General features: G+C 54.8%; 26 protein-coding genes. 10 read left to right on the forward strand and 16 right to left on the reverse strand.

Features of this window, described 5'->3' with window-relative positions; genetic code table 11:
• Positions 1–52 precede the first annotated feature (52 nt).
• Both IM300_RS12525 and IM300_RS12530 read left to right on the forward strand, forming a co-directional pair.
• Positions 53–901, forward strand: coding sequence for a MurR/RpiR family transcriptional regulator (locus IM300_RS12525; RefSeq protein WP_063450540.1), 849 nt, complete (start codon positions 53–55; stop codon positions 899–901).
• A 56-nt stretch (positions 902–957) separates the two neighbouring features.
• Positions 958–1,218, forward strand: coding sequence for a YfhL family 4Fe-4S dicluster ferredoxin (locus IM300_RS12530; protein ID WP_023300734.1), 261 nt, complete (start codon positions 958–960; stop codon positions 1,216–1,218).
• Here IM300_RS12530 and acpS read toward each other — a convergent pair.
• From acpS to rpoE, 11 genes are all read right to left on the reverse strand, one after another.
• The gene (acpS, locus tag IM300_RS12535; RefSeq protein ID WP_063867967.1) at positions 1,215–1,595 is read right to left on the reverse strand and encodes a holo-ACP synthase; all 381 of its coding nucleotides are present in this window, start codon (positions 1,593–1,595) and stop codon (positions 1,215–1,217) included. The two genes, IM300_RS12530 and acpS, sit on opposite strands and share 4 nt — an antisense overlap.
• Positions 1,595–2,326, reverse strand: coding sequence for a pyridoxine 5'-phosphate synthase (gene pdxJ, locus IM300_RS12540; RefSeq protein ID WP_193036742.1), 732 nt, complete (start codon positions 2,324–2,326; stop codon positions 1,595–1,597). The genes acpS and pdxJ overlap by 1 nt, the downstream gene beginning before the upstream one ends.
• Before the next feature lie 33 nt (positions 2,327–2,359).
• Positions 2,360–3,067: a DNA repair protein RecO gene (gene recO, locus IM300_RS12545; RefSeq protein WP_063867962.1), complete on the reverse strand. Its 708-nt coding sequence runs from the start codon at positions 3,065–3,067 to the stop codon at positions 2,360–2,362.
• Positions 3,068–3,084: 17 nt separating this feature from the next.
• Positions 3,085–3,990: a GTPase Era gene (gene era, locus IM300_RS12550; RefSeq protein WP_003860709.1), complete on the reverse strand. Its 906-nt coding sequence runs from the start codon at positions 3,988–3,990 to the stop codon at positions 3,085–3,087.
• Complete coding sequence (rnc, locus tag IM300_RS12555; RefSeq protein WP_003860711.1) at positions 3,987–4,667, reverse strand: ribonuclease III; 681 nt, start codon at positions 4,665–4,667, stop codon at positions 3,987–3,989. The genes era and rnc overlap by 4 nt, the downstream gene beginning before the upstream one ends.
• Positions 4,668–4,890: 223 nt before the next feature.
• Positions 4,891–5,865 (reverse strand): signal peptidase I, encoded by a 975-nt coding sequence (gene lepB, locus IM300_RS12560; protein WP_193036744.1) that lies wholly within the window; start codon positions 5,863–5,865, stop codon positions 4,891–4,893.
• Between the two features lie 15 nt (positions 5,866–5,880).
• A complete protein-coding gene (lepA, locus tag IM300_RS12565) occupies positions 5,881–7,686 on the reverse strand; it encodes a translation elongation factor 4 (protein WP_003860714.1) in 1,806 nt (601 codons plus the stop codon).
• Positions 7,687–7,871: 185 nt separating this feature from the next.
• A complete protein-coding gene (gene rseC / locus IM300_RS12570; protein WP_193036746.1) occupies positions 7,872–8,348 on the reverse strand; it encodes a SoxR-reducing system protein RseC in 477 nt (158 codons plus the stop codon).
• Positions 8,345–9,298, reverse strand: a complete 954-nt coding sequence (gene rseB, locus IM300_RS12575; protein ID WP_003860717.1) for a sigma-E factor regulatory protein RseB — start codon at positions 9,296–9,298, stop codon at positions 8,345–8,347. The genes rseC and rseB overlap by 4 nt, the downstream gene beginning before the upstream one ends.
• Positions 9,298–9,948 carry an anti-sigma-E factor RseA gene (gene rseA, locus IM300_RS12580; RefSeq protein WP_193036748.1) on the reverse strand — a complete coding sequence of 217 codons (651 nt, stop codon included), beginning with the start codon at positions 9,946–9,948 and terminating at the stop codon, positions 9,298–9,300. Before rseA ends, rseB begins: the two co-directional genes overlap by 1 nt.
• Positions 9,949–9,979: 31 nt before the next feature.
• Positions 9,980–10,555 carry an RNA polymerase sigma factor RpoE gene (gene rpoE / locus IM300_RS12585; RefSeq protein ID WP_006176728.1) on the reverse strand — a complete coding sequence of 192 codons (576 nt, stop codon included), beginning with the start codon at positions 10,553–10,555 and terminating at the stop codon, positions 9,980–9,982.
• Between the two features lie 425 nt (positions 10,556–10,980).
• Here rpoE and nadB point away from each other — a divergent pair, with 425 nt between their 5' ends.
• Positions 10,981–12,600 carry an L-aspartate oxidase gene (nadB, locus tag IM300_RS12590; RefSeq protein WP_193036750.1) on the forward strand — a complete coding sequence of 540 codons (1,620 nt, stop codon included), beginning with the start codon at positions 10,981–10,983 and terminating at the stop codon, positions 12,598–12,600.
• Here the strand turns inward: nadB and IM300_RS12595 are convergent.
• Positions 12,585–13,322, reverse strand: coding sequence for a tRNA1(Val) (adenine(37)-N6)-methyltransferase (locus IM300_RS12595; RefSeq protein ID WP_063867952.1), 738 nt, complete (start codon positions 13,320–13,322; stop codon positions 12,585–12,587). The genes nadB and IM300_RS12595 overlap by 16 nt on opposite strands.
• A 132-nt stretch (positions 13,323–13,454) precedes the next feature.
• On the opposite strand from IM300_RS12595, the gene srmB reads away from it, so the two are divergent.
• Entirely contained in the window at positions 13,455–14,783 is a 1,329-nt protein-coding gene (gene srmB, locus IM300_RS12600) for an ATP-dependent RNA helicase SrmB (protein ID WP_063450547.1), read from the forward strand.
• A 51-nt stretch (positions 14,784–14,834) separates the two neighbouring features.
• On the opposite strand, the gene grcA is transcribed toward srmB, so the two are convergent.
• The gene (grcA, locus tag IM300_RS12605; protein ID WP_008502190.1) at positions 14,835–15,218 is read right to left on the reverse strand and encodes an autonomous glycyl radical cofactor GrcA; all 384 of its coding nucleotides are present in this window, start codon (positions 15,216–15,218) and stop codon (positions 14,835–14,837) included.
• A gap of 315 nt (positions 15,219–15,533) precedes the next feature.
• Here grcA and ung point away from each other — a divergent pair, with 315 nt between their 5' ends.
• A complete protein-coding gene (gene ung / locus IM300_RS12610) occupies positions 15,534–16,223 on the forward strand; it encodes a uracil-DNA glycosylase (RefSeq protein ID WP_003860729.1) in 690 nt (229 codons plus the stop codon).
• Between the two features lie 47 nt (positions 16,224–16,270).
• On the opposite strand, the gene IM300_RS12615 is transcribed toward ung, so the two are convergent.
• Entirely contained in the window at positions 16,271–17,356 is a 1,086-nt protein-coding gene (locus tag IM300_RS12615; protein ID WP_017383555.1) for a tRNA/rRNA methyltransferase, read from the reverse strand.
• Positions 17,357–17,560: 204 nt separating this feature from the next.
• Between IM300_RS12615 and trxC the strand changes: the two genes are divergently transcribed.
• From trxC to IM300_RS12640, 5 genes are all read left to right on the forward strand, one after another.
• Complete coding sequence (gene trxC / locus IM300_RS12620) at positions 17,561–17,980, forward strand: thioredoxin TrxC (protein WP_193036752.1); 420 nt, start codon at positions 17,561–17,563, stop codon at positions 17,978–17,980.
• Between the two features lie 70 nt (positions 17,981–18,050).
• On the forward strand, positions 18,051–18,749 hold the full coding sequence (gene tapT, locus IM300_RS12625) for a tRNA-uridine aminocarboxypropyltransferase (RefSeq protein ID WP_193036754.1): 699 nt from the start codon (positions 18,051–18,053) through the stop codon (positions 18,747–18,749).
• A gap of 35 nt (positions 18,750–18,784) precedes the next feature.
• A complete protein-coding gene (gene pat / locus IM300_RS12630) occupies positions 18,785–21,448 on the forward strand; it encodes a protein lysine acetyltransferase (RefSeq protein ID WP_193036756.1) in 2,664 nt (887 codons plus the stop codon).
• A gap of 109 nt (positions 21,449–21,557) precedes the next feature.
• Positions 21,558–22,913, forward strand: a complete 1,356-nt coding sequence (pssA, locus tag IM300_RS12635; RefSeq protein ID WP_193036758.1) for a CDP-diacylglycerol--serine O-phosphatidyltransferase — start codon at positions 21,558–21,560, stop codon at positions 22,911–22,913.
• 45 nt (positions 22,914–22,958) lie between these two features.
• Positions 22,959–23,282: a YfiM family lipoprotein gene (locus IM300_RS12640; protein ID WP_063450551.1), complete on the forward strand. Its 324-nt coding sequence runs from the start codon at positions 22,959–22,961 to the stop codon at positions 23,280–23,282.
• On the opposite strand, the gene IM300_RS12645 is transcribed toward IM300_RS12640, so the two are convergent.
• Together IM300_RS12645 and IM300_RS12650 are read right to left on the reverse strand one after the other, a co-directional pair.
• Positions 23,279–24,586, reverse strand: coding sequence for an MFS transporter (locus IM300_RS12645; protein ID WP_063867943.1), 1,308 nt, complete (start codon positions 24,584–24,586; stop codon positions 23,279–23,281). The genes IM300_RS12640 and IM300_RS12645 overlap by 4 nt on opposite strands.
• A 151-nt stretch (positions 24,587–24,737) precedes the next feature.
• Entirely contained in the window at positions 24,738–25,190 is a 453-nt protein-coding gene (locus IM300_RS12650) for a DUF4385 domain-containing protein (protein WP_063450553.1), read from the reverse strand.
• Between the last annotated feature and the right edge of the window lie 197 nt (positions 25,191–25,387).

The following is a 25,387-nucleotide window of genomic DNA, read 5'->3' on the forward strand; positions in this document are numbered from 1 at the left end:
GCGAGCAAAATCCGTATTTGCGCAGGCAATCACATTTTCGTCAGGAGATCGTATGAACTGTTTAATTCGCATTCGTCAGCGCTACGCAGGCTTTGCCCAGAGTGACAAAAAGCTCGCGGATTTTTTACTCTCTCAGCCCGATCGCGCGCGGCACCTTAGTTCGCAGCAGCTGGCAGGCGAAGCCGGGGTGAGCCAGTCAAGCGTGGTGAAGTTTGCCCAGAAGATTGGGTTTAAGGGCTTTCCGGCGCTGAAGCTGGCCATCAGCGAAGCGCTGGTGAGCAACCCTAACCCGCAGTCTATGCCGGTGCATAACCAGATCCGCGGCGACGATCCGATGCGTCTGGTCGGTGAAAAGCTGATTAAGGAGAACGTGGCGGCAATGCATGCCACGCTGGACGTGAACACCGAAGAGAAGCTGCTGGAAAGCGTCGCCATGCTTCGCGACGCGCGGCGCATTGTATTGACCGGGATTGGGGCATCCGGGCTGGTGGCGCGTAACTTTGGCTGGAAGCTGACCAAAATCGGCTATAACGCCATCGTTGAGCAGGATATGCACGCGCTGCTGGCAACCGTTCAGGCGATGGATCCTGACGATGTGCTGCTGGCCATCTCCTATTCCGGCGAGCGCCGGGAGATAAATATGGCCACCGACGAGGCCCTGCGCGTGGGGGGGAAAATTTTGGCCATTACCGGCTTTAGCCCCAATGCGCTCCAGCAGCGGGCAACGCGCTGTCTCTATACCATTGCCGAGGAACAGGCCACTCGCAGCGCGGCTATTTCCTCAACAAGTGCGCAAATGATGCTGACGGATCTGCTGTTTATGGCGCTGGTTCAGCAGGATCTGGAGCGAGCGCCAGAGCGAATTCGTCACAGCGAAGAGCTGGTAAAAAAACTGGTCTGAGCACAAAATGCGCGTATAATGCCCGCCCTGTTTGTGATGTTTCTGAGAATTTCCCGATGGCGCTGTTAATCACTAAAAAATGCATCAACTGCGATATGTGCGAACCCGAATGCCCTAATCAGGCGATTTCGATGGGCGACAGCATTTATGAGATTAACAGCGACCGCTGCACCGAGTGCATCGGCCACTATGAAACGCCGACCTGCCAGAAGGTGTGCCCAATCCCCAATACGATCTTAAAAGATCCGGCACACGTCGAGAACGAAGAACAGCTGTGGGATAAGTTTGTCCTGATGCACCATGCGGACAAAATTTAACTCTCGATAATTACCGTTGCACAGGCATAGTGCCGTTCATCTGCCAGCGTTACGTGCATGTGCGCCACGCCCAGCGTTTCCGCCAGCTTAAGCGCCTCGCCCCATAAGCGCAGACGTGGCTTACCCAGCTCATCGTTAAAGACTTCAAACTGGTTAAACGCCAGGCCGTTACGAATGCCCGTGCCGAACGCTTTCGCCGCCGCCTCTTTTACCGCAAAACGCTTTGCCAGAAAGCGCACCGGCTGTTGATGCGCCTCCCAGATGGCCCATTCGTTATCGCTCAGCACGCGTCTTGCCAGGCGATCGCCGCTGCGGGCGATCACCGCTTCGATGCGGGCTATTTCAACGATATCGGTACCTAAGCCCAGAATGGCCATTACTGACGTGCTTCCAGCATCAGGCGCTTCATCTCTGAAACCGCCTCTTTCAGGCCGCTCATTACCGCCCGGCCAATAATCGCGTGGCCGATGTTCAGCTCGTGCATTTCCGGCAGAGCAGCAATGGCCTTCACGTTGTGATAGGTCAGGCCGTGTCCGGCGTTAACCTTCAGGCCCAGACTGGCCGCGTAGGTTGCCGCTTTGGCAATACGCTCCAGCTCTTTAGCCTGTTCAGCGTCATTTTCAGCATCAGCATAGCAGCCGGTGTGAATTTCAATGTACGGCGCGCCCGCGTCGGCAGCGGCTTTAATCTGGGTAAAATCGGCGTCGATAAACAGGGAAACCAGGATACCGGCATCCGCCAGGCGTTTGCAGGCGTCGTGCATTTTGTCGAGCTGCCCCGCCACGTCCAGACCGCCTTCGGTCGTCACTTCCTGACGCTTTTCCGGCACCAGACAGCAAAAGTGCGGCTTCGTATCGCAGGCAATGGTCAGCATCTCTTCCGTTACCGCCATCTCCAGGTTCATGCGGGTATCCAGCGTCTGGCGCAGGATGCGCACGTCACGATCGGTAATGTGGCGACGATCTTCACGCAGGTGGACGGTAATGCCGTCGGCGCCAGCCTGTTCAGCGATAAATGCCGCCTGAACCGGATCCGGATACGCGGTGCCGCGCGCGTTGCGCAGAGTGGCGATGTGGTCGATGTTGACGCCTAACAATAATTCAGCCATGACAATCCTCGGTTTTCTTTCTGATGCTGTGGTCTAACGTTTCGGCATAAACTGCCTGAATAATTCGCGGCTCTTTAAGGGCTTGCCACCAAGATACGGCTTGAGCGCAATCCGGGTAAAGCGTTTTGCGGCGCGCAGGGTGTCGGCGTCCGGGAACTCGCGTTCATACAGTGCTCTGAGCTGGCGTCCGGTAAAGGTGCTGTTATCAACGACGACGCTGGCAATGAAGCCCTTTTCCTCACGATAGCGATAGGTCATGGTATCTTCTACCTCGTCCCCACTCCCCGCACAGTGCAGAAAATCGACGCCGTATCCAAGATGCCCGAGCAGCGCCAGCTCGAAACGACGCAGCGTAGGCTCAGGGGTGCCGGTTGCGCCAGCGAGCGACTGAATACAGTGCAGGTAATCAAAGAAAAGTTCAGAGAAGCGGGTCTCATGTTCAAGCACCCGTGAGATGAGTTCGTTGACGTACAAACCGCTGTAGAGCGTAATGCCAGAAAGCGGAAGCGCGAGGGAAACGGCTTCAGCACTGCGCAGGGTTTTGACTTCCCCTCGCCCGCCAAAGCGAACCAGCAGCGGGGTAAAAGGCTGTAAGGCACCTTTGAGATTAGAACGTTTGGAACGTGCGCCTTTGGCAACAAGGCGCACGCGACCGGACTCTTCCGTGAAGACGTCCAGCATCAGGCTGGTTTCGCTCCAGGGACGACTATGCAGGACAAAGGCGCGCTGCCATCCATCCATATGCTCGCCGTCTTTGTTTACTGGTCTTCGCCGTAACCGAGGCTGCGCAGCGCACGCTCATCATCGGCCCAGCCAGATTTCACTTTCACCCACAGTTCCAGGTGAACCGGTGCTTCAAACATGTCCTGCATGTCTTTACGGGCTTCGATTCCGATAGTTTTGATCTTGGCGCCTTTATTGCCGATCACCATCTTCTTCTGACCTTCACGCTCAACGAGGATCAGACCATTGATGTCGTAACCGCCACGCTCGTTCGACTGGAAACGCTCGATCTCAACCGTGACCGAGTACGGCAGCTCTGCGCCCAGAAAACGCATCAGCTTCTCGCGGATGATTTCAGAGGCCATAAAGCGCTGCGAGCGATCGGTGATGTAATCTTCCGGGAAGTGATGAGTCGCTTCTGGCAAGTGCTTACGTACGATGCCGGCAATGGTATCAACGTTCAGACCGGTTTCCGCAGACAGTGGAACGATGTCCAGGAAGTTCATCTGGCTGCCCAGCCACTGTAGGTGTGGCAGCAGATCGGCTTTTTCCTGCACGTTGTCCACTTTATTGACCGCGAGGATCACCGGCGTTTTGCCGTCGCGCAGCTTGTTCAGGACCATTTCGTCGTCCGGCGTCCAGCGGGTGCCTTCCACAACGAAAATCACCAGCTCTACGTCGCCAATGGAGCTGCTCGCCGCCTTGTTCATCAGACGGTTGATGGCGCGCTTCTCCTCCATGTGCAGGCCCGGGGTATCGACGTAAATCGCCTGATACGCGCCTTCAGTATGGATACCGACGATGCGGTGACGCGTGGTCTGCGCCTTACGCGAGGTAATAGAAATCTTCTGCCCAAGCAGATTATTCAGCAGGGTGGATTTGCCAACGTTCGGACGTCCGACGATGGCAATAAATCCGCAATAGGTTTTGTCGATGCTCATTCCAGCTCCAGCATTTTTAACGCCTGTTCGGCGGCAGCCTGTTCAGCCTTACGACGGCTTGAACCCGTGCCGACCACCGGTTCACTCAGGCCACTGACCTGGCAATGGATAGTAAATTCCTGATCGTGCGCTTCGCCACGCACCTGCACCACCAGATAGGATGGCAGCGGGAGGTGACGACCCTGCAAATATTCTTGCAGACGCGTTTTCGGATCTTTTTGCTTATCGCCCGGGCTGATTTCGTCCAGACGGGTCTGATACCAGTTCAGGATCAGCTTTTCTACGGTCTGGATATCGCTGTCCAGGAACACGCCACCGATTAAGGCCTCGACCGTATCGGCAAGAATGGATTCACGACGGAATCCACCACTTTTCAGCTCACCCGGCCCCAGACGCAGACATTCACCCAGCTCAAACTCGCGTGCGATTTCAGCGAGGGTGTTGCCGCGCACCAGCGTGGCGCGCATGCGGCTCATATCACCTTCGTCCACACGCGGAAAACGATGATAAAGCGCATTCGCAATCACGAAGCTTAAAATAGAGTCGCCTAAAAACTCGAGACGCTCATTATGTTTGCTGCTGGCACTGCGATGGGTTAATGCCTGTTGCAACAACTCCTGATGATGAAAAGTGTAGCCCAGCTTCCGTTGAAGCCGATTAATTACGATGGGGTTCATGCGATACCAATAAATGAATGCGTCAAAAATGCAGCACACGAAACCGACCTGAGAAAACCAACGCGGTTTCGTGTGCCGTGGCACCCTTGCAGGGCCAACCTTAAACTTCGGGGGAATATTCTATACACAACGACAGGGGATGTCGTTAGTTCAAAGAGATTTATCGCTGAAATAATTCACGTAGCGGCTAATAAAAGCCGCTACGCGTTATTTTTCACGAAAATTAATGGATTCCGCCAATACGATTCAGGCGAACGCCGGTCGGCCACTCGCCTTCCTGCTTCTCGAAGCTCATCCAGATAGCGGTTGCTTTACCGACCAGATTCGCTTCCGGCACGAAGCCCCAGTAACGGCTGTCCGCGGAGTTATCGCGGTTATCACCCATCATGAAGTAGTGTCCCGGCGGCACAATCCAGGTCGCCAGCTGCTGGCCCGGCTGCTGGTAGTACATTGCCAGCTGGTCCTGCGCGATTGGTACGGTCAGAATGCGGTGAGTGACATCGCCCAGCGTCTCTTTGCGCTCAACCAGACGAATGCCGTTCTCTTTGGTTTCACCTTTTGGCACCTGGAAGAAACCGCTGGTCGCTTCACCGCCGTTACGACGGGCGAAGGTCTGCACAAAATCACTTGGCTCGACGTTGGAGTAAGTGATTGGCAGCGCATTTTCGCATGCAGTACCAGAGCGACAGCCAGGCTGAACGGTCACCTCTTTCGCCACCGGATCGTAGGTCACTTTATCGCCCGGTAAACCTACCGCGCGCTTAATATAGTCCAGGCGCGGATCGTCGGGATATTTAAACACCACGATATCGCCACGTTTCGGATGACCCGTTTCGATCAGCGTTTTCTGGTAGATCGGATCTTTAATGCCATAGGCAAACTTCTCAACCAGAATAAAATCACCGATCAGCAGCGTTGGCATCATCGATCCTGACGGGATCTGGAACGGTTCATAGATAAATGAACGCACCACCAGAACAATCGCCAGCACCGGGAATACCGATGCTCCCGTTTCCAGCCAGCCCGGTTTAGGGCCAACTTTCTTCAGGGTTTTCGCGTCCAGCGCATCGCCAGTGGCTGCCTGCGCGGCAGCCTGACGTTCACGGCGTTTTGGGGCGAAGATAAACTTATCCAGGCACCACAGCAGGCCTGTCACCAGGGTAGCGATGACCAGGATCAGGGCAAACATGTTCGCCATGCCAACTCCTTAAGGTTATTTACCGTTACCGTCTTTACCAACATGAAGGATGGCAAGGAATGCTTCCTGCGGCAGCTCTACGTTACCGACCTGCTTCATACGCTTCTTACCTTCTTTCTGCTTCTGCAACAGCTTTTTCTTACGGCTGACGTCACCGCCATAGCATTTCGCCAGAACGTTTTTACGCAGCTGCTTCACGGTTGAGCGGGCAATGATGTGGTTACCGATGGCCGCCTGAATCGCAATGTCAAACTGCTGACGCGGGATCAGATCTTTCATCTTCTCAACCAGCTCGCGACCGCGGTACGGTGCGTTATCGTTGTGGGTGATCAGCGCCAGGGCATCAACGCGTTCGCCGTTGATCAGCACGTCCACGCGGACCATGTTCGAGGCCTGGAAGCGTTTGAAGTTGTAGTCCAGCGACGCATAGCCGCGGGAGGTGGACTTCAGACGGTCGAAGAAGTCGAGCACCACTTCCGCCATCGGAATTTCATAGGTCAGCGCCACCTGGTTACCGTGGTAAACCATGTTGGTCTGCACGCCACGCTTCTCAATACACAGGGTGATCACGTTGCCGAGGAACTCCTGCGGCAGCAGCATGTGACACTCCGCGATAGGCTCACGCAGTTCCTGAATGTTATTCAGCGGCGGGAGCTTGGACGGGCTATCAACGTAGATCACCTCTTTCGACGTGGTTTCTACTTCGTAAACAACCGTCGGGGCGGTGGTGATCAGATCCAGATCGTATTCACGCTCCAGACGTTCCTGAATGATCTCCATGTGCAGCAGGCCGAGGAAGCCACAGCGGAAGCCGAAGCCCAGCGCCGTTGAGCTTTCTGGCTCGTAGAACAGGGAGGCATCGTTGAGGCTCAGCTTACCGAGCGCATCGCGGAAGTTTTCGTAATCATCGGAGCTGACCGGGAACAGACCCGCATAAACCTGCGGTTTCACCTTTTTGAAGCCGGGCAGCGCTTTATCTGCCGGGTTACGCGCACCGGTCAGGGTATCCCCCACCGGCGCGCCGAGGATGTCTTTAATGGCACAGACCAGCCAGCCCACTTCGCCGCATTTCAGCTCGGTACGGTCAACCTGTTTTGGCGTGAAGATGCCCAGACGGTCAGCGTTGTAAACCTGTCCGGTGCTCATGACCTTGATTTTATCGCCTTTACGCATGGTGCCGTTTTTAATACGCACCAGCGAGACAACGCCGAGGTAGTTATCAAACCAGGAGTCGATGATCAGCGCCTGTAACGGCGCATCCGGGTCGCCTTCCGGCGGCGGAATGTCACGCACCAGACGTTCCAGTACGTCCGGAACGCCGACGCCGGTTTTTGCCGAGCAACGTACGGCATCGGTCGCATCAATACCGACGATATCTTCAATCTCTTCCGCTACGCGCTCAGGATCGGCGGCTGGCAGGTCGATTTTATTCAGAACCGGCACCACTTCGAGATCCATTTCCATGGCGGTGTAGCAGTTTGCCAGCGTCTGGGCCTCTACGCCCTGCCCGGCATCCACCACCAGCAGCGCGCCTTCGCAGGCCGCCAGCGAGCGTGATACTTCATAAGAGAAGTCAACGTGCCCTGGGGTGTCGATAAAGTTCAGCTGGTAGGTTTCACCATCGGAAGCCTTATAGTCGAGCGTTACGCTCTGCGCTTTGATGGTAATACCGCGTTCGCGTTCCAGGTCCATGGAGTCCAGAACCTGGGCTGCCATTTCACGATCAGACAGGCCACCGCAAATCTGGATAATACGGTCAGACAGCGTCGACTTACCGTGGTCAATGTGAGCTATGATCGAAAAGTTACGTATGTTCTTCATATAGTTAAATAATTATGCCTTACGAATTCCTGGAGGCCGCTGTTCTTAGCCTGACGTTTTTCAGTGCGAAAACGCAGCATTCTACACTACATCCTCGTCTGCTGGAAATGCACTTAGAGCCAGGTATAGCGCGAAGAGTTGGCGTTTTCTTTATTGCGGTGTAAATAATAATAAAGCCCGGCAGATCACCGGGCCTCAGAAGAGAGCGTCTCAACACGAAGTTGGTCGGGTGCCAGCGCAACGCTGAGGATGATGGGCTGCCAGGCTTCCCGGGCGGTAAGTCTCGGGGAGAGGCCTTTAGCAAGCCAGAATCCGCCCACGCCGCCTAAAGCGGCTCCGCACATGGCGGCCAAATCCGTGCCAAACAGCATCTGGAAAACCCCGCCCATCACGAACAAACCTGCCAGCGGAGAAAGGTAAACCAGCATGGCCGAGGTGAGCAGGCTACCTTCAGCGATGCCCAGCTCCACTTTCTGCCCTGCCACCAGCGGCTGGTCACTTGGCACCGCAATAGTATGCGACGTCTGCGGCCCCAGCTTATTCAACACGCGGCTGCCGCAGCCGGCTCGGGAGGCGCAGCTGCTGCATGATGCTTTAACATCACAGCTGACGAGCGCTACGCCATCCTGCCAGGAAACGACCGTGGCCCACTCTTTAATCATTGTGCCGCCCTGAATTTAATGCTGTCTGAAATGCGTTTTGCCGTTGGCGGCGGTAATTCACCGACAATGGTGATTTCTGCGTTATCGCGCACCGTGGTACTAACCGTCCGGCGGCCGGTTCGGAGCATCTGTTCGGAACTGTTCGCCGTTGCGCGATTGATGTTCACAGAGAAGCTAAACAGACCATCGGAGTAGAGTCGTGACTCAACCGGCGTTTCGATGGTAGGCAGTTGGCGACGGCTGCTGGAAACTTCGCTGAACCCTTGCGGGATCCAGGAAGGTACCCAGTTGAAATTAACAGAATCGCCGGCAGGAACGGAAAGCAAAGGCGGCAGACTGGCTTTGGCCAGATTTTGCATGCTGTTGCCAACCTGGCTGTTCACGTCGAAGGAGATCACGCGGAACTGTTCAAGCGTTTCACCGTCGCGATCGAGCAGATCAACGCGCATCGGCAGCTTCGTCTCTGCGTCAATCCAGACGATATAGCTGTAACGTGTGCCATCCCGCGCCACAACGCGGATCACTTCGCACAGTCTGTCGGCAATACGTGTTCGCCCCACCGAGATAAAATCATAGTAGGGAGCGAGACGTTTAAAATCGGTATAAATGAGCGACGGCAGAGAATCAACGATGTAGTCGCCATTAAGCGTAAACGGCTCAAGGCCAGGCTCGAAATAGCTGATTTCGTTCCCACGCTGGACCACTTCCCGTCGCGGGCCATCCATCTGTAAAAGCTGGGCGAGCGGCTGATTATCAAGGCGGGCGTGGCGATAGCGTAACGATTCGACACCCTGCTTATTGATGCTGATAAATGCCAACTCATAATTGAGTGACTGGCTGGCCAGATTCATTTGCTGCAACAACGCCCCGGATGAAACATCAGCCGAGGCGTTAGCAGAGAAGAACAGGCTACCCGCCATCAAAGACATGGCGAACCAAAGTTGCTTCATTACTGCGATTGCGTTCCTAAAGTTTGGTTTCCTGGCACCTGCACAGCAGCCTGCTGGGTTTGGGCCTGCTCAAACTGAAGCTGCTCGGAGTGCAGACGACGCTGCAACTCGTAATCCTGTAACATCGCATTAATGCGACGACGCTGCTCCTGTACCTGCTGTTGCTGTCCGCCGCTTGCGGAGGCATCTGCCGGTACGCCCAGGCTCACCGGGCTGGCTTTACCCATCATCGGCAGCGTATTGAACACTGGCGCTTCAGGCTGCTGGCTGGCTTCAGACTGAGTATTATAGTGCTGGACCCCAACGATAACTGCAAGCGATACGCACGCAGCGACACCCATCTGGGTGAGCTGGCTCGCCCACGGACGCACCTTGTGCCAGAACGGCATTTTCTGCCACTGGTGAGGTGCAGGCTGCGCTTCAGGAATCAGCGGCGTGGTCTGATGAACAGGTTCGTTCTCAATGGCCGCCATAACGCGAGCTGAGATATCGAAATGGAGAACCTCGCTGGTATCACCGCGCATCGTGTCGCGGATGAGGTGATAGTTCTCCCAGATCTGTTGCATTTCGGAAGAATGAGACAGCTCATCAAGCAGCTCACTATCCAGCGTTTCACCATCCATTAAAGCGGAAAGTTTTTCTTTCTGCATGCCTAATACCTTTTCCAGTATCCCGCTATCGTCAACGCCTGATAAGCGGTTGAACTTTATTATCAATGGCTTCTCGCGCACGGAAAATTCGTGAACGAACCGTGCCGACCGGACAATCCATGATGGCGGCTATCTCTTCATAGCTTAGGCCATCCAGCTCCCGTAACGTAATTGCCATGCGTAAATCTTCCGGGAGCGACTCGATCGTGCGAAAAACGATTTGTCTCAGTTCTTCTGACAACATTAAGTTCTCAGGGTTCGAAATTTCTTTCAGCGCGCCGCCACTTTCGAAGTTTTCCGCGTCGATAGCATCGACATCACTTGAAGGCGGACGACGCCCCTGAGCAACCAAATAATTTTTAGCCGTATTGACTGCAATGCGATACAGCCAGGTATAAAAAGCACTATCCCCCCGGAATGAATCCAGCGCGCGATAGGCCTTAATAAAAGACTCTTGTACGACATCAGGCACATCGCCTGACGGTACATAGCGGGAAACCAGACTCGCTACCTTATGCTGGTAGCGCACCACCAGTAGGTTAAAAGCTTTCTGATCTCCCTTCTGGACCCGTTCAACCAGGACCTGGTCCGTTAACTGCTCGCTCATCCGAGGTAATGTCTCCCCAAACCAAATTCCACGCGTTATCGAAACGCCACTCTACCAACATTGCACTTTGAGCAAGCACCGAGTTAGAGCGTCTGTTCTTCAATAAGTTCCGTAACGCCTTTGTTTTTGTTCATCGCGCCGCAGACCGTTCATTTTCTCTCATTATAAGTCTGTTCACGATACGCACCCGCTTTCTGACAAGAATCATCAACTTTATCGTCAGAAGAGTAACGCAACACAGGCTTTATTTCACCACAAAATCTGAAGCTAACGATCTGCTTCGCAAAATATTTCCCGTCATTTAGCGATGATTTAACTTCTGGCCTTTCGTTTAGTCATTGCAACACGCATCAAAAAAAACGTGCGATAACTCGCATCAGAATGCTATTCTCCCGACACCATGTTTAGTAAATTAAACAAACATCATGAACACGACGCCTGAACTTCATTGTGATGTACTGATCATCGGTAGCGGTGCTGCCGGCCTTTCCCTTGCGCTGCGCCTGGCAGAACATCAGAACGTCATCGTGTTGAGTAAAGGGCCGATGAGCGAAGGTTCCACCTTCTATGCACAAGGCGGCATTGCCGCCGTGTTTGATGAAACGGACAGCATTGCCTCACATGTAGAAGATACTCTGATTGCTGGTGCCGGGATCGTGGATGAGCATGCCGCAGAATTTGTCGCCAGCAATGCCCGCCACTGTGTGCAATGGCTTATCGACCAGGGCGTGCTGTTTGATACGCAGATTAAGCCCAATGGTGAAGAGAGTTATCACCTGACCCGTGAGGGCGGGCACAGCCACCGCCGTATTCTGCACGCTGCTGATGCGACCGGAAAGGCGGTTGAAACTACGCTGGTCAGCAAAGCTCTCAGCCATCCCAATATTCAGGTGCTGGAGCGCAGCAACGCCGTCGACCTGATTATTTCCGACAAGATTGGCCTGCCCGGCACGCGCCGCGTTGTCGGCGCATGGGTGTGGAACCGGAATAAAGAGAAGGTGGAAACCTGCCAGGCAAAAGCCGTTGTGCTGGCGACCGGCGGAGCCTCCAAGGTTTACCAGTACACGACGAACCCGGATATCGCGTCCGGAGACGGTATCGCCATGGCCTGGCGCGCCGGCTGCCGCGTGGCGAATCTGGAGTTCAATCAGTTCCATCCCACCGCCCTGTTCCATCCGCAGGCGCGAAACTTTCTGCTGACGGAAGCGCTGCGCGGTGAAGGCGCCTGTCTTAAGCGCCCGGACGGCTCCAGGTTTATGCCGGACTTCGACCCCAGAGGTGAACTGGCGCCGCGGGATATCGTGGCCCGCGCCATCGACCACGAAATGAAGCGGCTTGGCGTGGACTGCATGTATCTGGACATTAGCCATAAGCCGGCAGAATTTATTCGCCAGCACTTCCCGATGATTTACGAAAAGCTGCTGAGTCTGGGTATCGATTTAACCCGCGATCCGGTACCAATTGTGCCTGCCGCCCACTATACCTGTGGAGGCGTGATGGTTGACGATCACGGTCGTACCGACGTGGATGGCCTCTATGCGATCGGCGAGGTCAGTTATACCGGCCTGCATGGCGCCAACCGCATGGCATCAAACTCGCTGCTGGAGTGTCTGGTATACGGGTGGTCTGCTGCGGAAGATATTACCAAACGCATGCCCTATGCGTGTGCGACAGCGTGCCTGCCGGCGTGGGATGAAAGCCGGGTGGATAACCCTGACGAACGGGTGGTTATCCAGCATAACTGGCACGAGCTGCGGCTGCTCATGTGGGATTATGTCGGGATTGTACGCACAACGAAGCGTCTGGAGCGCGCGTTACGCCGCATTATGATGTTGCAGCAGGAAATTGATGAATATTACGCCAACTTCCGCGTTTCCAATAACCTGCTGGAGCTTCGCAACCTGGTGCAGGTTGCCGAGCTGATTGTGCGCTGCGCAATGATGCGCAAAGAGAGTCGTGGTCTGCATTATACGCTGGACTATCCCGACACGCTGGAAACGTCCGGCCCGTCGGTGCTGACGCCGCAGGTTCACATAAACAGGTAAAAGGCCTGGGTCAGGGCAGTGTAATCTTCGGAATAACGCTGGTCTGGCCCGCGAATGACCATCCTGTCGATAAAGCACTCCCCCTCTTTCGGCGAAAGCGCCAGCAGCACGCGATGCGGTAAGCGCCCTTCCGTATCGGAGATATCGGTACGAAGACGCAACTTCCAGCCGATCTCACGAGCGATCTCAATGAAGGTGTTGCCCGTGCTTTCAGGCAGGACCACGCAGAAAAATCCCTCTTCCGAGATGAGTTCCGCCGCACTGGTCAGGAGTGACGGGTGATCGAGCGAACGGGTGTAACGCGCCTGCTCGCGTTCCGGCGTTCCACATTCCACGCCGGGCACGAAATACGGCGGGTTGCTGACGATCAAATCGTAACGCGCGGTCTGCTCTGGTGCCCAGGTCAGGACATCTGCGCATTCCACCCTGACGCGTTCTGCCCACGGGGATTCAGCAGCGTTTTCACGCGCCTGCTGCGCCGCCTGAGGATCAAGCTCAACGGCATCGATCGTGACGTGTTCTTCCGTTCGCTGCGCCAGCATCAGCGCCTGTAGCCCGGTGCCCGTCCCGATATCCAGAATGCGTTTTACACCTGCGACAGGCGCCCATGCACCCAGTAAAATACCGTCTGTACCGACTTTCATCGCACAACGATCGTGCGCCACAAAAAATTGTTTAAACGTAAAACCATCGCGGCGCAGCTGCGCTTTGAGTTGAGACATGTCAGGGCAACCTTCTGTGTGAAACTGGAGTAGCATAGGGGAAAGCGAAGTGGCCGAAAAGCGATATCCATACAAACAGATGAAGATTACAGCCGTAACGTCTATAATCAGCGCCCCACACAGAGGTAGAACATGACTGTAACGACTTTTTCCGAACTTGAACTCGATGAAAGCCTGCTCAATGCTCTTGAGAGCAAAGGCTTTACACGCCCGACCGCCATTCAGGCCGCGGCCATTCCGCCTGCGCTTGAGGGCCGCGATGTGCTCGGTTCTGCGCCAACCGGCACGGGGAAGACAGCAGCCTACTTGCTGCCTGTGTTGCAGCATTTGCTCGATTTTCCGCGTAAAAAATCAGGCCCGCCGCGTATTTTGATCCTGACCCCGACCCGTGAGCTGGCGATGCAGGTTGCCGAACACGCGCGTGAGCTGGCGGCGAACACCCATCTGGATATCGCTACCATCACCGGCGGCGTAGCGTATATGAACCACGCGGAAGTGTTCAGCGAAAACCAGGATATCGTTGTTGCGACGACAGGCCGTCTGCTGCAATACATTAAAGAAGAGAACTTCGACTGCCGCGCGGTGGAAACGCTCATTCTCGATGAAGCTGACCGCATGCTGGACATGGGCTTTGCCCAGGATATCGAACACATCGCGGGTGAAACGCGCTGGCGTAACCAGACCATGCTGTTCTCGGCAACCCTTGAAGGGGATGCCATCAAAGATTTCGCCGAACGTCTGCTGGAAGATCCGGTGGAAGTGTCCGCCACGCCATCCACGCGCGAGCGTAAGAAGATCCACCAGTGGTACTACCGTGCAGATAACCTGGAGCATAAGGTTGAGTTGCTGAAACACCTGCTGAAGCAGGAAGATGCAACCCGTACCATCGTCTTCGTTCGCAAACGCGAGCGCGTGCATGAGCTGGCAGAAATGCTGCGCAACGCCGGCATCAATAACTGCTATCTCGAAGGTGAAATGGCGCAGGTTAAGCGTACCGAAGGGATTAAGCGTCTGACCGATGGCCGCGTAAATGTGCTGGTTGCCACCGACGTTGCCGCGCGCGGGATCGACATCCCTGACGTGAGCCACGTGATCAACTTTGATATGCCACGCAGCGGTGATACTTATCTCCACCGCATTGGTCGTACCGGCCGTGCGGGCCGTAAAGGTATTGCTATCTCTCTGGTGGAAGCGCACGACCATCTGCTGCTTCAGAAAATTGGCCGCTACGTTGATGAGCCACTTAAAGCTCGCGTTATCGACGGACTTCGTCCGACCACACGTGCACCGAGTGAAAAAATGACGGGTAAACCGTCCAAGAAAGCGCTCGCGAAACGTGCCGAGAGAAAAGAGAAAGAAAAAGAGAAACCGCGCGTTAAGCAGCGACACCGCGACACCAAAAACATTGGTAAGCGCCGTAAGCCAAGCTCTGCTGCGCCAGAGACAAAAACTGAAGAGTAAAAAAAAGCCGGGACATTCCCGGCTTTTTTATTCCCCCCCGTGGCTGAAACCTTACAGGCTTTCAGTAAAGGTACGAGCAATAACGTCGCGCTGCTGTTCCGGGGTCAGAGAGTTGAAGCGTACCGCATAGCCAGACACGCGGATGGTCAGCTGCGGGTATTTTTCCGGGTGCTCAACGGCGTCCATCAGGGTTTCGCGACGCAGAACGTTAACGTTCAGGTGCTGACCGCCTTCCACGCGGACTTCTGGCTTCACTTCCATTGGAATTTCACGGTATTCAATTTCGCCCAGCTTGCTCACCGGAACGATTTCGTCTTCCGCAAAACCTGCTTTCGCTACGACACAGCGCGCTTCGTTTTTCTCGCTGTCCAGCAGCCAGAAAGAGTTCAGCAGATCGTCGTTTGCTGCTTTAGTAATCTGGATACCTGTAATCATGTGTTGCCTCCCTTAGGCTACATTAACTGATGCTGGCCTTTCGCGGCCAATTGGTAAAACCATTGTTTCTTGTGTGTATATATAACATTCAGACCCCGGTGATTTATTGATTTAAATCAACAAAACCACTAACCACACAAAGAGTGTGGTCTGGATTTATTGTTTCAGATCAATTTCTTCATCTTACCCATTCAACTTATCCCGCATCTTTTCCAAAATAAATTTAACGACTTAGCCCACTTTTCAGCGTGTTATTTTGCTCACCGGGCTTTAACAGGTAAGCTAGGGAGAGAATGAAATTCGCAGGAGAGCGAGATGACGACACCTTTAACCTGGCATGACGTGCTGGCAGAAGAGAAGCAGCAGCCCTACTTTATCAATACCCTCAGCACCGTTGCGGCTGAACGGCAGGCTGGCCAGACGATTTATCCGCCGCAGAAAGATGTGTTTAACGCCTTTCGCTATACCGAACTGAGCGACGTGAAGGTGGTTATTCTGGGGCAGGATCCCTACCACGGCCCTGGTCAGGCTCACGGACTGGCGTTCTCCGTGCGTCCGGGCGTGGCTATCCCCCCTTCTCTGCTAAATATGTATAAAGAGCTTGAAGGAACGATCCCTGGCTTTACTCGCCCTAATCACGGCTATCTGGAAAGCTGGGCGCGCCAGGGCGTGCTGTTGCTGAACACCGTGTTGACGGTTCGTGCAGGCCAGGCGCACTCCCACGCCAGCCTCGGCTGGGAAACCTTTACCGATAAGGTCATCAGCCTGATTAATGAGCACCGTGAAGGCGTCGTATTTTTACTCTGGGGTTCGCATGCACAAAAGAAAGGGGCGATTATCGATCGTCAGCGTCATCACGTACTGAAAGCACCGCACCCGTCGCCGCTGTCTGCTCACCGCGGTTTCTTTGGCAGTAATCATTTTGTTCTGACGAATGAGTGGCTGGAAAAGCGTGGGGAAAAGCCAATTGACTGGATGCCTGTATTACCGGCAGAGAGTGAGTAGTTTGAGCCTGAATGCCCGGTGGACCGGGCATTCAAACGCACAAAGGCTTATGCTTTATTCTGACGCCACCATTCCGCCAGCAGTACGCCGGTCGCAACGGAGACGTTCAGGCTTTCAACGTTGCCTGTACCGTCGATAGAGACGCTCAGGTCAGCGCTGGAGAGTGCCGCATCAGACAGACCATCACGCTCCTGGCCTAACACCAGCACCATTTTGCGTGGCAGCGTCGCTTTGAACAGCGGCGTAGCGGCACGGCTTGAGGTAGTGACAATGGTGTAGCCCGCTTTACGGAACTGCTCAAGGGCTTCCAGCACGCTGTCGCCGGTGATCGGCTGAACGTGCTCTGCACCGCCTTCCGCGGTACGGATTGCCGCACCGGATTCCAGCAGCGCGGCGTCCTGTAACAGCACGCCTTTCACGCCAAAGTGCGCGCAGCTACGCATCATCGCACCCAGATTATGCGGGTTACCCACATCTTCCAGCGCCAGCACGCAGTCATCGGCATCCGCCTGGCTGACCCACTGCTGCACGGTAGTGCCGTTACGTTTTTTGATCAGGAAGCAGACGCCGCCGTGGTGTTCAGTACCGGACGCTTTAGTCAGCTCGGCATCGTCAACCACGTGGTAGGCTTTGCGGTTCGCCGCCATCCAGCGCAGCGCTTCTTTAAAGCGCGGGGTCACGCTCTGGATAAACCATGCGCGAACGATACACTCCGGCCGGCTCTGGAACAGCGCCTGACAGGCGTTCTCGCCGTATACACGGGTCTCTTCCGCACGCTGACGACGCAGCACTTCCGGATCGATAAAGCTTTTTCCGCTGATACCGCCGTGATCGGCCTTTTCAGTCGCCTCTTCACCCGGCGCGCGCGAAACGGTACGCCATGGCGATCCACCGTCGCGGACAACATCGTCGCGTTTGCGATCGTCACGCTTACGGTCATCACGTTTGCGGTCATCGCCGCGGTTATTTCTGTCATCGCGGGCGGGGCGACGGCCACCGTCTGCACGAGAAGACGCTGGACGCCCGCCACCCTTTCCGGTACGCGGATTTTGGGTGCGTTTATCAGAGTCATCATCACTGCGGACATACATCACTTTGACCTTGCCGCTTTTGTTTTTCATTTCGTCGTTCATGCTTTTCTCCACCAGCGCTGCGCGAAGCGCGCAGATTACCCGATGTGCAAGCTCATAGCCATAATTTCGTACAAAAGCCTGTGACTATTGTTCCCATTGAATAAAACGCGTTGTCGTTTCATACAGGCTCACTGATAATATGTAACATATCAGAAACATTATCGGCGTTCTGCCGTTGTTCCACGGCTCTATCAGAGGTTAGTTATGAATACCGTATGTGCCAACTGTCAGGCTTTAAACCGCATTCCGGACGATCGGATGGATGACGGTGCGAAATGCGGGCGTTGTGGCCACGAATTATTTAATGGCGATGTCATTAACGCGACGGGTGCTACGCTGGACAAACTCCTCAAGGACGATCTGCCTGTTGTGGTCGATTTCTGGGCGCCGTGGTGCGGCCCTTGCCGTAACTTTGCGCCAATTTTCGAAGACGTGGCGGAAGAGCGCAGCGGGAAAATGCGTTTTGTGAAAGTGAATACCGAAGCCGAACGTGAGCTCAGCGCCCGTTTTCGCATCCGCAGCATTCCCACCATTATGATTTTCAAAAATGGTGAAGTGATCGACATGCTCAACGGTGCCGTGCCAAAAGCGCCTTTCGACAGCTGGTTAAACGAATCCCTGTAACATTCACGGGGCACATCTTGTGCCCCGTTCTCTCCTCTGCGAAAATGGGGTTTTTCCTGCCTTTTCGCCCATGACTGTTAACGCTGTACTTCAATTACGCGCCGAGCGCCTTGCTCGCGCCACCCGCCCTTTTCTGGCCCGAGGCAATCGTATTCGCCGCTGCCAGCGCTGCCTTTTACCGCTGAAGGTGTGCCTGTGCGAAACGCTTGCGCCGAGCGAGGCGAAAAGCCGCTTTTGTCTGGTCATGTTTGATACCGAACCGATGAAGCCCAGCAATACGGGGCGCCTGATCGCCGATATTCTGCCAGACACAGCGGCGTTTCAGTGGTCGCGCACTGAGCCACCTCAGGCACTGCTCGACCTGGTGGCAAGCCCGGAATATCAGCCAATGGTCGTTTTCCCTGCATCGTATGCAGGCGAACATCGTCAGGTGCTTTCGGCGCCGCCATCCGGTCAACCGCCGCTGTTTATTATGCTTGACGGCACCTGGACGGAAGCGAGAAAGATGTTTCGCAAAAGCCCGTATCTTGATGCGCTGCCGGTAATTTCCGTCGATCTGTCGCGCGTTTCGGCCTATCGCCTGCGCGAAGCCCATGCCGACGGCCAGTACTGCACTGCGGAGGTCGCGATTGCGCTACTGGATCTGGCAGGCGATACCCAGGCAGCCAGCGCGCTGGGCAGTCACTTCTCCTGCTTCCGCGAACGTTATCTTGCGGGAAAAACCGTTCATAAGGGTAGCGTCACAGCAACTGAGACAGAAAGCGTTTAAAATCATCAGGTCGCTTGCATTCACGGGAGGCCTGCATGAGCCAGAGAGGGTTAGAAGCGCTACTTCGTCCGAAATCCATTGCCGTTATTGGCGCCTCAATGAAACCGGACCGCGCAGGGTATCTGATGATGCGCAATCTGCTGGCTGGCGGGTTTAATGGCCCGGTCATGCCCGTTACGCCCGCCTATAAGGCAGTTCAGGGGGTGCTGGCGTGGCCGGACGTGCAAAGTTTACCGTTCATTCCCGACCTCGCCGTGCTCTGTACGCATGCGAAACGAAACCTCGAACTGCTTGAGTCGCTCGGCCAGAAAGGCTGTAAAACCTGCATTATTCTCTCGTCGCCTCCTGAGCAGCAGCCTGAGCTGCTGGCCTGTGCCAGCCGCTACCAGATGCGTATTCTTGGTCCAAACAGCCTGGGTCTGCTTGCCCCCTGGCAAGGGCTGAATGCCAGCTTCTCCCCGGTTCCGATCCGTAAAGGTAAGCTGGCCTTTATTTCGCAGTCGGCTGCGGTATCCAATACGATCCTCGACTGGGCACAACAGCGTGAGATGGGCTTCTCCTACTTCATCGCCCTGGGTGACAGCCTGGACATTGACGTTGATGAACTGCTGGATTTCCTGGCGCGTGACAGCAAAACCAGCGCGATCCTGCTCTATCTTGAACACCTGAGCGACGCCCGTCGTTTTGTGTCGGCGTCGCGTAGCGCATCGCGTAATAAACCGATTCTGGTCATCAAAAGCGGGCGCAGCCCGGCGGCGCAGCGCCTGCTGCATTCCCATTCCGGGATGGATCCCGCCTGGGATGCCGCGATCCAGCGCGCCGGTCTGCTGCGGGTTCAGGATACGCACGAGCTTTTTTCTGCCGTCGAAACGTTAAGCCACATGCGCCCCCTGCGCGGTGAAAAGCTGATGATCGTCAGCAACGGCGCCGCTCCCGCCGCACTGGCGCTGGACGAACTGTGGCTGCGCAACGGCAAGCTGGCAACGCTGGGCGAAGCGACGCTTCAGCGCCTGCGGGAGGTGCTGCCGGGCAGCGTTACTCCCGGTAATCCGCTCGATTTACGCGATGATGCCACAAGCGATCGCTACATCAGGGCGATCTCCCTCCTGCTCGACAGTCAGGATTTCGATGCGCTGATGATCATTCATTCACCCAGCGCCGCTGCGCCCGGCAGTGAAAGCGCACGCGCGCTGATTGAGACTGTCCGAAACCATCCGCGCGGCAAATACGTCACCCTGCTGACCAACTGGTGCGGCGAGTTCTCCTCACAGGAAGCGCGGCGTCTGTTCAGTGAAGCCGGGCTGCCAACCTACCGCACGCCGGAGGGCACCATTACCGCGTTTATGCATATGGTTGAATACCGCCGCAACCAGAAGCAGCTGCGTGAAACACCTGCCCTGCCGGGCAACCTCACAGCAAATTCGGTGGACGTGCACAGGCTATTGCAGCAGGCCATCGAAGAGGGCGCCACGTCGCTTGATACGCATGAAGTGCAACCCATTCTTGGCAGCTATGGGATACAAACGCTGCCCACCTGGATTGCCGGCGACAGCGCCGAGGCGGTACATATCGCTGAGCAGATTGGCTATCCGGTCGCGCTAAAGCTGCGCTCACCCGATATTCCGCACAAATCAGATGTGCAGGGCGTCATGCTGTATCTGCGCACCGCGACAGAAGTGCAACAGGCCGCGGATGCCATTATCGATCGCGTGAAAATGACGTGGCCACAGGCCAGGATCCACGGCCTGCTGGTGCAGAGCATGGCTAACCGTGCGGGCGCGCAGGAGCTGCGCGTGGTAGTCGAACACGATCCGGTTTTTGGTCCGCTCATTATGCTGGGTGAAGGCGGCGTTGAATGGCGGCCTGAAGAACAGGCGGCTGTCGCGCTTCCACCACTAAACATGAACCTGGCGCGTTATTTAATTATTCAGGCCATTAAAAGTAAAAAAATCCGCGGGAGAAGCGCTCTGAGGCCGCTTGATATCGCCGGATTAAGCCAGTTTCTGGTGAAGGTCTCTAACCTCATTGTTGACTGTGCGGAGATCCAGCGCCTGGATATCCACCCGCTCCTCGCTTCCGGAAATGAATTTACGGCCCTCGACGTGACGCTGGAAATTGCGTCATTTGTTGGTGACCGGGAAAGCCGTCTCGCCATTCGTCCTTATCCGCTTCATCTGGAAGAGTGGGTGGAGATGAAAAATGGAGAGCGGGCGCTGTTTCGCCCTATCCTGCCGGAAGACGAGCCGCTGCTGCGAGCGTTCATTTCGCAGGTGACGAAGGAAGACTTATACTATCGCTATTTCAGCGAAATCAACGAATTTACCCACGACGATTTAGCCAATATGACCCAGATCGACTACGATCGAGAAATGGCGATTGTGGCGGTTCGCCGTTCCGGAGAGGGAGAGGAGATCCTCGGCGTGACGCGCGCCATTTCCGACCCGGATAACGTAGATGCGGAGTTTGCCGTGCTGGTGCGTTCCGATCTTAAAGGTTTGGGGTTGGGCAGAAGGCTGCTCGAAAAACTCATTGGATATACGCGCGATCACGGATTGTCACGCCTGAACGGCATTACTATGCCAAATAATCGGGGTATGGTGACCCTGGCGCGGAAGCTCGGTTTTGACGTTGATATCCAGCTGGATGAAGGCATTGTCTCCCTGTCCCTCAGCCTGACATCAACGGATAAACACGAGTAAGCTTCTGGAAATGTTACCCACTTTTCGCATCACTGGGGTATCATTGTCCGCTTATGTTGTTTGCCTGGTACAGACAACCCTTCAATGAACAGAGAAGAAACGCACTGTGATGTTGTCAAAATTTAAGCGTAATAAACATCAACAACACCTTGCTCAACTACCGAAGATTTCTCAGTCAGTTGATGATGTAGAGTTCTTTTATGCTCCCGCTCGTTTCCGGGAGACGCTTCTGGAAAAGATTGCCAGCGCGACGCGACGTATCTGCATTGTGGCGCTCTATCTTGAACAGGATGAAGGTGGGCGTGCTGTCCTGAACGCGCTCTATGAAGCGAAACGTCAACGTCCGGAATTGGACGTTCGTGTGCTGGTTGACTGGCACCGCGCGCAGCGTGGCCGTATTGGCGCGGCCGCCTCGAACACTAACGCTGACTGGTATTGCCGCACGGCCCAGGAGAACCCGGGGATCGATATTCCGGTGTATGGTGTGCCCGTGAATACCCGTGAAGCGCTTGGCGTTCTTCATTTCAAAGGATTTATCATTGATGACAGCGTTCTTTACAGCGGCGCCAGCCTGAATGATGTTTATCTCCATCAGCTCGATAAATACCGTTACGATCGCTACCATCTGATCCGCAATCCACAGATGGCCGACATCATGTTCAACTGGGTAGATAAAAACCTGGTTCATGGTCGGGGTGTCCACCGTCTTGACGATCCTCATCGCCCGAAAAGCCCGGAAATCAAAAACGACGTTCGCTCCTTCCGCCAGGAGTTGCGCGATGCGGTTTATCGTTTACAGGGGGACGCCAGTAATGACGAGCTGTCCGTTACGCCGCTGGTAGGCCTGGGAAAAACCAGCCTGCTGAACAAGACGATTTTCCATTTGATGCCGTGCGCGGAGCATAAGCTCACTATCTGCACCCCATACTTCAACCTTCCCGCCGTTCTGGTGCGCAATATTATTCAGCTGCTGCGTGAGGGTAAAAAGGTGGAAATCATCGTCGGGGATAAAACGGCAAACGACTTTTTCATTCCGGAAGATCAGCCTTTCAAGATCATCGGCGCACTGCCTTATCTTTATGAGATTAACCTGCGTCGCTTCCTGAGCCGTTTACAGTACTACGTGAACACGGACCAGCTGGTCGTGCGTCTCTGGAAAGATGAAGATAACAGCTATCATCTCAAAGGGATGTGGGTCGATGATGAGTGGATGCTGTTGACCGGTAATAACCTGAACCCGCGCGCCTGGCGTCTGGATCTGGAGAATGCCATCCTGATTCACGATCCTCAGCATGCGTTAGCCGCGAAACGCGATCGTGAGCTGGAGCTTATACGCACGCATACCACAGTGGTTCGTCATTACCGCGATCTGCAAAGCATCGCGGATTATCCGGTGAAAGTTCGCAAGCTGATTCGCCGTCTACGTCGGATCCGTATCGATCGCCTCATTAGCCGTATTCTGTAATTCCCGGGCCCTGTCACTGACGGGGCTTTTTTATGGAGCCTGTTAATGCGTACCCCTTTCCTGATAATCCCTCTTTTCCTGACCGGTTGCAGCCATATGGCGAATGATAGCTGGTCGGGTCAGGACAAAGCTCAACACTTTCTGGCGTCTGCAATGTTGTCCGCTGCGGGCAATGAGTATGCGCTGCACCAGGGATATAGCCGGGATCGAAGTGCCACAATGGGCCTGATGTTCTCCATAAGCCTGGGGGCATCGAAAGAGCTTTGGGATAGCCGCCCCTCAGGAAGCGGCTGGAGCTGGAAAGATTTTGCGTGGGACGTAGCCGGCGCAACAACTGGCTACGCCGTCTGGCAGATGGCACATTATTAAAGGCGGATACCTTTTCCTTTGCGATGCAGCATCAGCGAGACAATAAACGCCAGCGCTCCCATTACGGTGACATACCAGAAGAAGGTCGTTTCACTGCCCCACGACTTAAGCGATAGCGCGACATACTCCGCCGAACCGCCGAACAGGGCATTCGCGACCGCATAAGAGAGGCCTACACCCAGCGCCCTCACCTGTGCGGGAAACATTTCCGCCTTCAAAATGCCGCTGATTGCCGTGTAAAAACTGATAATGATGAGTGCCACCATGATCAGCGCAAAAGCGGCATACGGCGACGTTGTCTGCTGTAGCGCAGTCAAAAGCGGAACGGTACCCAGGGTGAGCATGCCGCCAAAGATCAGCATGGAGGTGCGGCGACCTATTTTGTCCGACAGCGCGCCGACAATCGGCTGGATAAGCATAAAGACCAGTAACGCCACCGTCATGACGACACTCGCAACGTTTGCATGCATGCCCGTGGTGTTAACCAGATATTTTTGCATGTAGGTGGTGAAGGTATAGAAACTTAGCGAGCCCGCGGCGGTAAAACCTAACACCATCAAAAATGCTTTGCGGTTTCGCCAGAGCCCCTTCATTGAGCCCGCCTCCTTCAGCGCCCTGACCTCCTGTTGAGAGGTTTCATCAAGCTGACGGCGTAGCCACAGGGCGACAACCGCCAGGGCAGCGCCCATAGCAAACGGGATGCGCCAGCCCCAGGCGCGCAAATCTTCATCGCTAAGGATTTGTTGCAGGATCACTACAACCAGCAACGCCAGCAGCTGTCCGCCAATGAGGGTCACATACTGGAATGATGCATAGAAACCTTTTCGGCCTTCAACCGCCACTTCGCTCATGTATGTCGCACTGGTGCCGTATTCGCCACCGACTGACAGCCCCTGGAACAGACGAGCCAGCAGCAGCAATGCGGGTGCCCATGTTCCGATAGTGTCATATCCAGGCAGGCAGGCAATCACCAGAGAGCCGACGCACATCATGCATACGGAGATGAGCATGGAGGTCTTGCGCCCTTTTCTGTCTGCGATCCTGCCGAATAGCCATCCACCGATAGGGCGCATCAGGAACCCGGCGGCAAAAACGCCTGCGGTTTGCAAAAGCTGAGTGGTGGTATTCCCTGACGGGAAAAAGATATGGGCAAAATAGAGTGAACAGAATGAATAGACGTAAAAGTCAAACCACTCTACGAGGTTTCCCGAGGAGGCCCCAACGATTGCCCAAACCCGACGACGGGTATCCTTATTTGCCAAATTGGTGTTATCCGTATCTGCACTGGCTACGGTTTCTGTCATTTTAAAATCCCCTGTCTCACATTGCGGGCCATTGCCCACAAACAGTAAAACCGGATTTAAAACGAATCGTTAGGTAAATAAAATGTTTCTAATATGTTTCATTGCGTTTTGTGAACTCGATCAGGTATCGAATTATTAGCGGACGTAGTAATTATCCCCACTTCTGCTGATGCGCCTTTTTTCGCTGCAAATAATCTTCATCTGCACGAATTTTATCCCACCACTTTTTGAAGACCGCGGCGGCTTCTGCTTTTACGGGATCGCAATCCAGCGGTTTGACCTGGCGCTTCTCATCGTACTTTTTACCGCCTTTATGATTGGCGTATCGCCTGGCGCGGGTATAGCCCATCTGAATGAATTTACGCGCCATATCCATACCCACAAAGTCGTTTTGCTGACGATATTCTTCAAACAGGGCGTATATTTCTTTTGCCGATCGCGCTGCAACTTCAGCATTTTTGTATCGCCAGTGCGGTAGGATCTCGCTTTTGTAAGGTTCCACCATGAGCACACCCTGCTCTCCCCGCCCCACCTGATACAGCTCTGGATGGTCACGGAAATTAATGTTGGCAAAATCTTGTTGGTAATCAAAGGGACGTATCAAAGCAGCACCATTGTTAAAAGCGTTTTAACAATTGTAGGCACGGTCAGGCGGTGCCGCCACCCGGTATTTTCTGGCGCACAAAGCAAAAAACCCCGCACCTTACGGTACGGGGTTTCTTTAATTTGATGCCTGGCAGTTCCCTACTCTCACATGGGGAGACCCCACACTACCATCGGCGCTACGGCGTTTCACTTCTG

The sequence above is a fragment of the Enterobacter cloacae complex sp. I2 genome, assembly GCF_014896205.1.
GTDB classification, from domain to species: Bacteria; Pseudomonadota; Gammaproteobacteria; order Enterobacterales; family Enterobacteriaceae; genus Enterobacter; species Enterobacter quasihormaechei.